General features: G+C 61.4%; 15 protein-coding genes. 12 read left to right on the top strand and 3 right to left on the bottom strand.

The features are described 5' to 3' along the window. Positions 1–420 precede the first annotated feature (420 nt). Together AC1DVN_RS27935 and AC1DVN_RS27930 are read right to left on the bottom strand one after the other, a co-directional pair. Entirely contained in the window at positions 421–951 is a 531-nt protein-coding gene (locus AC1DVN_RS27935) for a helix-turn-helix domain-containing protein (protein ID WP_477917288.1), read from the bottom strand. Between the two features lie 498 nt (positions 952–1,449). After that, a complete protein-coding gene (locus AC1DVN_RS27930) occupies positions 1,450–1,800 on the bottom strand; it encodes a hypothetical protein (RefSeq protein WP_054781411.1) in 351 nt (116 codons plus the stop codon). A gap of 78 nt (positions 1,801–1,878) precedes the next feature. Here AC1DVN_RS27930 and AC1DVN_RS27925 point away from each other — a divergent pair, with 78 nt between their 5' ends. Both AC1DVN_RS27925 and AC1DVN_RS27920 read left to right on the top strand, forming a co-directional pair. Then, positions 1,879–2,274, top strand: coding sequence for a DUF6188 family protein (locus AC1DVN_RS27925; RefSeq protein ID WP_259120407.1), 396 nt, complete (start codon positions 1,879–1,881; stop codon positions 2,272–2,274). Between the two features lie 103 nt (positions 2,275–2,377). Further along, positions 2,378–2,692, top strand: a complete 315-nt coding sequence (locus AC1DVN_RS27920; protein WP_054781409.1) for a hypothetical protein — start codon at positions 2,378–2,380, stop codon at positions 2,690–2,692. Positions 2,693–3,241: 549 nt separating this feature from the next. On the opposite strand, the gene AC1DVN_RS27915 is transcribed toward AC1DVN_RS27920, so the two are convergent. Continuing rightward, positions 3,242–3,598 carry a histone-like nucleoid-structuring protein Lsr2 gene (locus AC1DVN_RS27915; protein WP_283568325.1) on the bottom strand — a complete coding sequence of 119 codons (357 nt, stop codon included), beginning with the start codon at positions 3,596–3,598 and terminating at the stop codon, positions 3,242–3,244. A gap of 232 nt (positions 3,599–3,830) precedes the next feature. Between AC1DVN_RS27915 and AC1DVN_RS27910 the strand changes: the two genes are divergently transcribed. From AC1DVN_RS27910 to AC1DVN_RS27865, 10 genes are all read left to right on the top strand, one after another. Further along, positions 3,831–4,538 (top strand): hypothetical protein, encoded by a 708-nt coding sequence (locus AC1DVN_RS27910; protein WP_477994513.1) that lies wholly within the window; start codon positions 3,831–3,833, stop codon positions 4,536–4,538. Continuing rightward, entirely contained in the window at positions 4,493–5,167 is a 675-nt protein-coding gene (locus AC1DVN_RS27905) for a hypothetical protein (protein WP_477917283.1), read from the top strand. Before AC1DVN_RS27910 ends, AC1DVN_RS27905 begins: the two co-directional genes overlap by 46 nt. Positions 5,168–5,448: 281 nt before the next feature. Further along, entirely contained in the window at positions 5,449–5,703 is a 255-nt protein-coding gene (locus tag AC1DVN_RS27900) for a hypothetical protein (RefSeq protein ID WP_477917281.1), read from the top strand. A gap of 24 nt (positions 5,704–5,727) precedes the next feature. Continuing rightward, complete coding sequence (locus AC1DVN_RS27895) at positions 5,728–5,895, top strand: hypothetical protein (protein WP_259120135.1); 168 nt, start codon at positions 5,728–5,730, stop codon at positions 5,893–5,895. 555 nt (positions 5,896–6,450) lie between these two features. Continuing rightward, complete coding sequence (locus AC1DVN_RS27890) at positions 6,451–6,999, top strand: hypothetical protein (RefSeq protein WP_477917278.1); 549 nt, start codon at positions 6,451–6,453, stop codon at positions 6,997–6,999. 114 nt (positions 7,000–7,113) lie between these two features. Next, positions 7,114–7,359, top strand: coding sequence for a DUF2283 domain-containing protein (locus tag AC1DVN_RS27885; protein ID WP_283568330.1), 246 nt, complete (start codon positions 7,114–7,116; stop codon positions 7,357–7,359). An 851-nt stretch (positions 7,360–8,210) separates the two neighbouring features. After that, on the top strand, positions 8,211–8,846 hold the full coding sequence (locus tag AC1DVN_RS27880) for a hypothetical protein (RefSeq protein WP_477917276.1): 636 nt from the start codon (positions 8,211–8,213) through the stop codon (positions 8,844–8,846). 80 nt (positions 8,847–8,926) lie between these two features. Further along, on the top strand, positions 8,927–9,856 hold the full coding sequence (locus AC1DVN_RS27875) for a C39 family peptidase (RefSeq protein ID WP_069147216.1): 930 nt from the start codon (positions 8,927–8,929) through the stop codon (positions 9,854–9,856). A 50-nt stretch (positions 9,857–9,906) separates the two neighbouring features. Continuing rightward, complete coding sequence (locus AC1DVN_RS27870) at positions 9,907–10,242, top strand: hypothetical protein (RefSeq protein ID WP_477917274.1); 336 nt, start codon at positions 9,907–9,909, stop codon at positions 10,240–10,242. Positions 10,243–10,383: 141 nt separating this feature from the next. Continuing rightward, positions 10,384–10,908, top strand: coding sequence for a sigma-70 family RNA polymerase sigma factor (locus AC1DVN_RS27865; protein WP_054781401.1), 525 nt, complete (start codon positions 10,384–10,386; stop codon positions 10,906–10,908). Positions 10,909–11,111 lie beyond the last annotated feature (203 nt).

The raw sequence follows: 11,111 nt of genomic DNA, 5'->3' as shown, positions 1-11,111 counted from the left end.
CGCCGACGCACTGGCTGCGAACGCGAGAGAACCCGCCATCAGCACGGCCGACACCGCAGCACAAGCACCCACAGCCTTACCGATACGGCGCTTTCCTACTCGGGCCCGAGCGGTCTCGACGGTCGTGGTGGCCATGGTCGGTCTCCCTGTGGGTGAGTMRAAAKYCCMGCAACCMGAKCGATTGCSGAAACTTAACTGAACGTCTGACCGGGACGCTACAACACGACACGAATGCCCGACCAGCCCCCGATATCCGACTCAACCCACCAAAAGTCGTACCCGGCGTTACAGCAACATTTCCSGAACACTCGGACCAGGCGGTTTGTTCACCTGCGCTGCGTGACGGGACTCACGATCACGAATTGGTGACGACTCAAACAACATTCAGTGACGTTCCGGCAACCGGCCCGCGGAACAGGCTTACGAGTGCCTGATCTGCGGCTGCGACGCGGAATGGCGAGACCGAAGGGCCGCTTCTACCAACCGTACATAGGACGGTGAATCCGCAGGAACCCCCAGGCGGCCCTCGGAGAGGCGGAGCTTGGCCAGATCCGCCAGCAACTCCAGCGACGGCGCGGAGTGACCGTTCGCTGCCGGCAGCAGAGCTTTGTGCACCGTGTCGTCGAGGCGCTCGACAATCTCGGCATCCTCGACGTGAACATCACCGCCCGCGACAGAGGTGGTGAAAAAGTAGCCACGCGAGACACCGAAGAATGCCGCGAGCGCAGTCACGACCTCGTCGGACGGGCTCACGCGGTGCCCGTGACGTAGCTGAGGGACGTACGGCTTCGCGATCCGGCAACCGTGGTCGAGAAGGCTGCGCACAACTGCGGCGTTGGTGAGATTCGGGCCCGCATCGGCGAAAAGTTCATTCAGACGAGCGCGGAAAACACTCCCACTCGCCATCTGCCCCACGGTCACCAAGACCTTCTCCTCATCCACAGGCGTCATATCCGCACCCTATGGGAGAAACACCAGAAACCTCGCAGGTCGATGATCACGGCGGCACCGAACGCTGATCAGCATCGCTCCTCGCCGTATTCGATGCTCATTCCTCGCCTCGTCGCGCTACCCCGGATCCACAAGGAGGGCTGGAGGTTTCGCTCCCCCAATTTTTAGGGCTACTTCCGGTTCTACTCCGTCAACCTCGCCCGCAATTCTCTTGACAGAAATGCCGGCTCCACGCTTCAAGCGTGTCCATGCCGCTGACGTCGACATCCGGGTTGAGGGTCCGGCGCCCTTGTCGGCACCATCTCCGTACGAAGGTGAGATCGCCATTGTGGGCGCCTCCAGAACGTCGGCCGCCGCCAAGAGAGCCTGGTGTAGTCGGTGGGCCCTGACGCTCGCAGTCCCCCAAGCGAGCTGTTGTTTCGCCGCTCATGCGGCCGCGTGCCACAGCAACACGGCATCGACCTGCGAAGGCTGAACTTCAGTCTCTCCCGTCGGGACTCAGGCGAATCGTTCGAGGGTCTGCGGGTCGTAGAGGCGGTAGCCGAGTGAGTGCATCGCGCCGATGATCTCGTTTGCATGCTCTCCTCGGAATTTGTAGCCGATGAACTCGACCAACTGCTCACCGATGGATACGTCGTAGGCCGGCGTTCCTTCGGGGTCAGACCCGGGCGGGCGCAGGAACTGCCCGTCCCACGTCCAGCCTGGGAGATCCTCCGCAAACAACCGCAAGACACGGTCGCGGTCCACCATGTCGACGCTGTCGACGTGTTGCTCGTCGTTCAGACGCGTGTAGACGCTGCCGGGGTCGAGATCATCGCCTCCGGCCCAGAACGCCAGGTTGTAGCTCATGGCGCCTAAGTATGCCTGCCGCTGACCGTCGGGGCGGTGTTGCCGAGAGTGCCGTCATATCCTTCTGACGTGAACGCGATGAATCTTCCAGGTGCCGGACAGCGGGTTGTCCGCACCGAGGTCGGTCACGCCCTACAGTTCGAAACTGACGCGCACGTTCGATACTTCGTCGAGGAGAACCCCGTCCTGACCCTTCCTGACGACACCGAAGTCACCATCAGCCTTCCGGCACCTGCATCCGGAACAGACATCGCAGCGGAACTGACCGGCGCGACAATCGAACTCAGCACCTGCACCGCAGACGGATCACTCGTCGTACTGTTCGACACCGGGACCGTACTGTCGGTGCCACCGTCGCCGGATTTCGAAAGTTGGAACGTCTCCGCGCCCGGGAACGTGCTCGTCGTCTCGACACCTGGCGGCACGATCGCAGCGTGGAACTGGCCCAGCACCGACGGACATGGCTATCCATGAATACCGGGACCGACGCCCGAGCACTACTCCCGAGACCACAAATTTGTCGCACACTTCATCCCCGCCGGAAGCTTCCTGACCGTCAATCGCGAGGACAAGACTCATGACTTCGGACAACCCGCACGATCCTTCACCCGAATCACCAGATCTTCACACTCTGATCCTCGAGGTAGCCGACGACTACGATCACGGCCGAACTTCCCTGCACGCCTTGGTAACCGTCTACGAATCGATCGTCGACAAGTACGAGCACGAACAACACGATCGCCACGAAGACCTACGCTGGGCATGGGGGCAGATCGAAATCATGAACGCTCTACGACACGATGACCCGAGCCGCGCACCGCAAGACGAGGCCGAAGTGTGCGAAACCATCGATGGGTTCGTGACCACATTCCAGTCGCTGCATTCCGCCTGAGCCGTCGCCGATAGTGCTGGCGATCAGCAGGTTCGATAGACCGCAGGTACCTCGATGATCCGCAAGATTCAAGCCACAGACGGTGTCTGGCTCAACGAGGAGTGACCTATGGACTGCCGTCGACGATGCTTCCGTTGCCGGGCCTACTCGCCTGCAAGGGAACTCGGGGAATGATCTGCACTGACAGTTGCGGGTGCAGCCTGCAGAATGAGCGCAAGACGTCGACGGTGGACCGACTGGATTGTGTATGCGCGCACTCCGCAGGCTGCTTGCGGAACTGTACCCGGAGATGACTGCGTCTAATCTCTGCTGTTCGCAGTGGCAGTCGGCGGCCGAGCGCAGACGGCGATGCTTTTCGACGTCCTTCGACCGCAGAAAATGAGTAATGCGTGGGTGTTTTCTGTTGGAAGAACCCGCAGTTCGCAACAGCTGACGGCCGGTGGCGGAATCCACGCCGGGTTAGGAAGATACGGGTGTGCGGGAAACGCTTCCCCTCACACCCGCTTTCGTATCAGTGTTGAATGTCGTGTCGTCTCAAACGGATCGAATTCAGTGCGCGGCGTCGAAGGCGTCGAGGATCTCCGATTTGACCCGTCCCCGCGGTGCCACGTCGTAGCCGTTCTTGACTGCCCAGTCCCGCACTGCCTGCAACTGCTCTTTCGAGCGACCTGAACCGGTATCCTTCGCCGTCACATCAGCTTTACTGCCGCGGCGTGCTTTTCCGACTTTCTCGGCGACCTTCACGAAAGGCTCGAGGGCGGCGTTGAACTTGTCGACGTTCGTCGGCCGCAGATCGATCAGGTAGTCCGACCCCTGATACGAGAATTGGATGCGTTCGCCGAATCCGTCGTCGATCGGCTTACCGTCGAGATCGTCGATAAGTTGGCGAATCACTCTCTCAGCCATGCAACATCGTCTCCAATTCGATAGGAATCTCTCCAATGACCGGGTAACCCTAGCAACCCTTGTGTCGGCACCGAGACGACCTCGAGACACCGAGAGTTACCCCTGCCCCGCCCCGACAGCACCGCCTGGCCAGGCCGGGAGGCAATGGTGCTTTACTCGACTGATGGGCTGGTCGGTGCGGAGATGGTTTCAACGGAGACAGCGGCCGGTAGTACCACAGGGGTCGGGGCAGGTGCAGGTCGAGACGCCTGAGGTTCCCGCCGCGCGCACACAGTTCTACGAGCGTCAAGCCGTAGCGTGGTTGCAGGCGGAAGCCGAGTTCAATTCCCGCACATGGCCTTTCCTGATTGTGAGCGATGTGTCGCAGTGGGCGTGTACCTGGCTCCCAGCCGGCCTTGTAGACGCCTCGCCAGCGGAACTGGAAGCCGCGTACGTACGCGGCGAGATCCCATATATTCCGTTTGCTCCATCTGTTGAGCTTGCCGAGGTGGTGATCGCACAAGCAGTCGAGGACGGCATCGTGCTTCTCCCCACACCGGGACGACTGACGAGCACCTACGTGCATCGAGACCCCACCACCGAGATGGAGACTGCCAGGGGCTACGGACTGAAAGTCGCGGACAGCGCAGTGCTGGAGATCCGCTCTGCCGCCGGCGTGATCTGCGAAGGGGAACTGGGCAGTTCGGAGGGTTCCCCGCTGCACGGCGCGGCCGCGATCGAGCGAATAGTCCACCAAGTCATCAACACTTTCGCCCACGTGCGACCCTTCCTCCACTACGCCTGGGACAAGGACCACCAACCCCGCAGGCGGCCACGTCAGCAATGGGTGGCCGAGAAGCGTGCCGGTCAATGCCGAACAGCGACAGGTAACTCGACGTCGCAGATGGAGGAAATGTGGATCTGGAGCATGTTGCGAGATTTGTCGCCGCACCCGAGTTGATTGCACTCGACGACCTCACAATGCCGGACCGCCGACAGCTACCGGAGCACTGGCTGCACGCACTCGCCGGGGACCGTGCATGGCGCGTATCAGAAGTCTTGAAGCGGTGGAACCACTTCGGCCGACCGATCATGTCCGACACCTACACGACGATCACTGCCAGTCTCGCCGACGTCGCCTTGCTCAAATCGCGGGGTGAGTGGTTTCTCCTGTATCGGATGACAGTCGCCGACGGCGAAGACATGTATTACCTCGGTGGGCGGCCGGTCACCGAGAACGACGACGTCCCGGCAGTGTGGCACCACTTTCCGGCAAGCCTCGCACGGTTCTACACCCACCTTCACAACGGCTGGTACTACATCGCTGGGAAAACCGTCGGGCCTCTGCCACTGCGCGAGATGTTTCGCATCGACGCCTTCGAATGGGGAATCCTGGACGGTCTCTCCCCCGACGAGTACCCCGACTCCTCGCGCTGCGTCGCCACCTTCCGCTCCGGCGGCGGCGGATACCTCTGCCTGCACATCGACAGGGAGAACGTCAGAGGGGTGTGGTCGTCAGACGAGCCCCCGTACTTCGTTGACTACTCCACCTACCTCGACATCTGGACCAACGTCGGACTCGGCGCATGAAACCACACAACACCCCGCCCAATCTGGGGGCGCCCGACGGGTAACCATGACATAACCCTGACGGTGCTCACCTGACCTCGACGACCTACGCTGGCTGTCGCGTGCTGGAAAATTCTTGAAGAACAAGAACGCTTTCAGTCTTGTGTGATTTCACTCTCGAACTTCACAAAATAATTGCTGAATATTCACAAATGGGCGTTGACTGTCGGTAACGAAACCCCGCGGCCCCTCAACCGGCTGCACCGGGGCGATCGCCGACAGAAGGAGCCCGCACATGCCGCGTGAACCCCATGTCCGCGAAACAGCAGCCACTGCCGGCGGCGGAACGACAATCGGATCGAGTCGCCGTAGCGGAGCCCGGCAGCGCTGCGCCTCCATCACACTCCCCCGCGTCCTCTGAATCCCTCACGGGCACCGACGACATGGCCACCTCACATCCCGGTCGACTGCGCCGCTTCGCAGAACGCATCGCCGAAACAGTCGTGGACTTCGTCGCCGACGTCGTCGGCGGCGTCATCGGATCGTTGTTCTGTTGACAATGAACATGATTGGACTCTGCCGTGGCCGTGCCCCAACTTGTCCTGCTTACCGCCGCCGGCACCGGATTAGTCTCTTTGGCGCTGCAGGTGACGTCGCTGGCTTTCACGGGACGCCGGACGCTCACCGGCGCCGCCACCAGTACCGCAGTGCTCGCGCTCACGCTTCTGGCGCTCGGCTTACTGATCTGACCACCACGCGAGGGCGCCCAGCGACGCACCGTCTGTGACAAACAGTCGCGCCGCCGACGACTCCGTGATGCCGAGTCCTCCCCCGATCCCCCAGCGAATGGAGAAACAGCCGTGCTGATCATCGCCGGGACGGTGGCTCTGCTCATCTACCTCGTCCGCAAAGGCTCCCGCCAAACGTATCGTCCCTCGATCCCCGATCGGTGGCCCGACCTCCCACCCGCGCCTCTGGATCTACCGCACGTGGGTGATTCGCTCCCTCCCACTTCGCCTCCGAACCATGAGGCCCGTACGACGCCAGTGCCGGTGCCGGACTTCGTCGCAGCCAGGATCCGGGAAGGATCCTTCGAAAGAATTCGGTGCCCGAACTGCAATCAACGAGATTTGACGGTCGAGTGGATTCCCTTCGACGAACCCCTTTCCACTACGGGGGGCATCAATTACGAGCTGTGGTGTTCGGCCTGCATGTGGATAGCTCTGGTGCAGGGCCCATCGGATCCAGGCGCCCCACAGGCCGAAGAAACGGCCCTACAGAACCGCAACAGTGAGGACTCACCCATGGGTACCGGGGGCACGCCCAGCGAAAGGACTTCCCTCTCTTTGGGAAGTGGGGCGTTCCAGGTCTACGACGAGTCGATCTCGGATCGGCTTTCTGACTTGCTATCCCATTACTTCGATCACCCTCGTATGTACTGCTTCGCCCAGGACTGGCGTGGCATCCAGTTCTTCATCCTCGACCGGCTGACTCAGAACAAACCTGAAACTATGGTTTACATTTACGATCCCGCCCGAGGCATCGCAGAGGAACTGCTACCGTACGGGCTTCTTCTGCTGAGAATCGCAGATGGAACCATCTTGAACGGCTGCGCACTGGACCGATTTGCCTTCTGGCTGCAGCGGGCCGGTTTGTCCAGCTTGGACGTCGGACAATGCATCACGCCGCGCGTCTTCGTGTTCTTGGGCGGGAACGAAGAGGACTACGACACCGATCCGCGATCCGCCCTGCCCTACGTGTATTCATCCTTGAAGATGAAAAAGAAGCTGAGAGACAGTGAACTCAAAGACGGGGACATTCTCACCGAGGAATTCTTCAACGGTCCCAACTGATTTGGATGAAACCGCGCTCGACGCGGATATTTGCCGGAACTTCACGTGTTGAAGTCCTCCGCACGGCCACAGCGTCAAGTCACCCCACGCTCCACCCAGAACTATCCTCTCGACATGCATCTGACATTCGCAGCAACATACGACCCTGACGCCGACGCTTCATACATCTATGTGGCCTCCGACCAGGCGAACGGAGACGCGGTCCGCCAGCAGCACGTCCACTGCGACGGCTCTGACGGCCAGATCATCCTCGACTACGACAGAGACGGACGGCTCCTCGGTATCGAACTACTCGGAGCCTCGTCCCTCCTGCAGGCGTCCGCGCTCTCCCCGATCGAGCAACCGGAGACCGGTTCCTAGACCTCTCCATCGAAGATGTCGGGCCCACGTGGTCGAGGAAAGGGTCACGCACTTTGCGCACCGGCTTGGGTACACCATGGAATATTCTTCGCAGGATGAAGTCAGGATGACGCTCGAAGCACCTGTCCAAGAAATTGATCCGACGGGACAGGTCTCCCCGCGGGGTGCCCGGGGTGAGGTGGATAGCGCGAATCGACATAGCAACGCCCGATCGACCTCGACAAGCAGCGAGGGTCATACGAACGCTTAGGTGGGCGCGGACGCGCATGTTTGCATTCGCACTGCTCTTTCACGGACGGAGCCCCAGGCGCCAACCTCGTCGAATTCGTTCAGTCGGGTTGACCACCCCCGCGCTGGGCGACCACCATCGAATCTCGACACCCCTGTGAAGCCGATACCAGCGCCCCGATGCCGACGTTCGTCGACACCGCTTGCACCCCATTTCGAATACGAGAACTTCCTGCACTCCGGCCCCTGCGCCCCGGATTCTGCACACCCGGGCCTCCACCGTGAGGAACCGCATCGCGGCGGTCTTCCGTCCCACGGCAACTCATCGTCCGGGGCGCCGAAACCATCGACGCCCATCGGTTTCCTCAGCTGCACGGCACCGACTCCAGTGCCACGACCGCCGTCAGGTTGGTCACTTGGTCGCGCAAAGCGGCGCGAGTCCAATGACGCTGATCGCGCGAGCACATCCCCCGCCCGATGTTCAAAGCTGCACGTTTCAAGGTCAGTCACCCGGCAGGATCAACCAGTTTCATCTCGTCGGGAACATTCTGTGGCTGTGGTGCATCTGATTGTCGACACCAGCGAACGGTCGCTGCGTCACCACAGCGAAAGGGACTTCTGCGATGGCTACTCCGAACGACATCTCCATCAACCCTCAGGTCAACGGCAACCCTGAAGATGCCCAGTTCACCGGCACCGAGACGGCCACCCCATCCTCTGTTCCGACATCAGGTTCCGGCGCCGAAAACGGTTACGATTCGGCACGCGACCTCGACGGCGACGGCATCGTCGACACCATCGAGATCGATCTTGACGGTGACGGTGACGTCGATCAGATCACGCACGACCTCGACGGTGATGGTGTGGCGGATGTGGTGGAAACATCCACTGCGGGTGATGGACATTTCGATGTGATCGATATCGACAGCAACGGCGACGGTTACGCCGACATCACCCAGATCGACGTCGACAACGACGGCCGCATCGACGGGGTCGTCCTCGATACCAACTTCGACGGTCTCGCAGACGAAGCGGACTTCGATTCCGATGGCGACGGCCGAGTAGACACCGTCATTGTGGACACCAACGGTGACGGAATTCTCGACTTCGCGGGCATCGACGTGGACGGCGACGGCTATGCCGACGAGTTCGTCACTGATCCAGGGCAGACCGGTGAGTGGAATCCGGTCCCCGATTTCACTGATCCCGCCGAGACCCCTGACACGGCGCCACCAGCTCCCGACGCGATAGATCTCTGACTGAAGTCTGATTTCGGTTTCGCTGTTCTGCAGGGCAATTCGTTATTCGCACTTCGGTGCCGACATCTGATGGGAAAGACATGGACGAGAATTTCGGCACCGACCTAGCCGACACCGATTACGCCGGCGACCCGACGCCGACGGATGACGGGGCCGATTTCCTCGGGGACAGTGCAGGGATCGACATGCCTGCGATGCCGACGATGTGGGACGACGCTCCGGACGCGGTACCAAGTCCGAATGCGATGCCAGCCATGCCTACGATGACTGTCCCCGAACTTGACATAGACATCGAACCATCGCCCGAGCCGACCCCGCCTCGTGACGATGCCTCACTTCCCGACCCGTCCGAGGCACCGGCGCCAGAGACCGACGAAACCCCAGCCCCTGACGACGGAACATACGGAACGCCCACCGCATGGACGGCGGATTGGTTTTACCAGGAGGTCGACGGATACTGCGGCCCGTCCTCTGTTGCTCAGATCGTTTCCGAATACACGGGCCTCGACATCAGCGACCCGCAGCAGCTCGTCGATCGTGCACTCGAGCTCGGTTTGTTCCCGAACGGTGATCCGTCGCAAGGGATGACGTCGAAGAGCATGGAAATCCTCATGGAGGACCAAGGGGTGCCGTGCCATCTCGAAAGCAGTTCGATCAGCGATCTGGAAGAGAAACTGTCCGACGGGTACGGGGTGGTCACGATGGTCGATTCCGGTGAGATCTGGTATCCCGGTGAGGAAACCGTCGAAGACGACACCCCGGATCATGCTCTCGTGGTCGCGGGCATCGACACCGAACGTGGCGTGGTCATCCTCTCCGACCCTGGCCATCCCGACGGCAACCAACTCGAGGTGCCCATCGACAGGTTCGAGGATGCGTGGTCCGACTCCGGGCACGAGATGCTCGTTGCCGATGCTCCGGATGCTGACCTCGCCGATTCCACCGTAGATCCGACCGTCGCTGCGTTGGCTCCGAGGCCGTGGGCGATCATTACCCTGACGCATCGATGACTCACCGCACGCACGCCGCGGCCGAATGATCAGAGAAAGTGAGATCTGCAATGTCCGGTGACGAAGGCAGTCTGTTCGACGAACTCGGCATTCCACGCGAGTCGTTGCTGCCGGAACCGCCCGAAGACGTGTGGTCCGCGGCCCTCGTGCATGCTCTCGACCCCGACAGCGCCCCTACCGACGACACACTCGCCCCTCCGATGGACGACACCGTGCGCCCCGGAAACGATGTTGACTACATCGGGACGTTCGACGACCACGACACCGTGAGCAGCGACAGCGGCGATGCTCACCCGGGCCTCGAGCACTTCGGAGACGTTGATGTCCCCGACGACAGCGACGACGAGGACATCAACGATGACATCGATCTCGGAGACGGCGTGTGACATCAGCGCCGCCCGCGGCGTCAGCCACCCAGGACGTCTCTCGCGCCGACTGAATCCTCACAAAAAGGACAGGTGATCGGCCGTGTCATGCCTCGGCAACCTGTGGCATATATTCTGACCGCTGACTAACCGAGGGGACCGATGGACGACACTGCGTTACTGCAGCTGTGCCGCGAAGGCGACAGCCGTGCCTTCGGTGAATTGGTCGGCAGACATCGCACCCACGCGTGGGCTGTATGCCTGCAGATCACCGGGAGCCATCACGACGCGGAGGACGCATTCCAGGACGCCATCACCGCGGCCTGGCAGAACCTGCACCGCTTCCGCGGAGATGCCAGATTCAGCACCTGGCTGCACCGCATCGCCGCGAACGCAGCCTTGGCAACAATTCGACGGCGTACCCCAGACCCGATTGCACCGGACGATCTCGTCGAACTGCACGACCCCGCCTCGCTGACTGCAGACCGCGTCGCCGACGTCGACGCGGTCCGTACAGCCCTTGCTGAGCTTCCGGAAGATTTCAGGGTCGCGATCGTGCTCCGCGAATTCGCTGAACTTTCCTATGCGGACATCGCCGAACACCAAGGTGTCGGCGTCCAGACAGTGAAAAGCCGCATCAACCGCGCCCGGAAACAACTCGTCACCGCGCTCGCGCCCACCCGCTGACCGCCATTTCGCCAAGGGGACTGTCCCTGCCCGAAGAATCCTCGCGCCCGGGTCGGATGTACCCGACTAGCTCGGAGTGAACGGCACCGCGACGATCGTCATGCCGATCTGTGTCCGGGCCGTTCGGGTGTTCTGGCTAGGAAGAACAAATGGGTCGACGGCATCGATGACTAATGAGGTTCCCTCTATCTTCGTTCACTGGA

Source organism: Rhodococcus sp. P4_E4 (genome assembly GCF_056401575.1).
The sequence above is the reverse complement of the archived record's forward strand: the minus strand, read 5'-3'. Positions and strand labels throughout refer to the sequence as shown.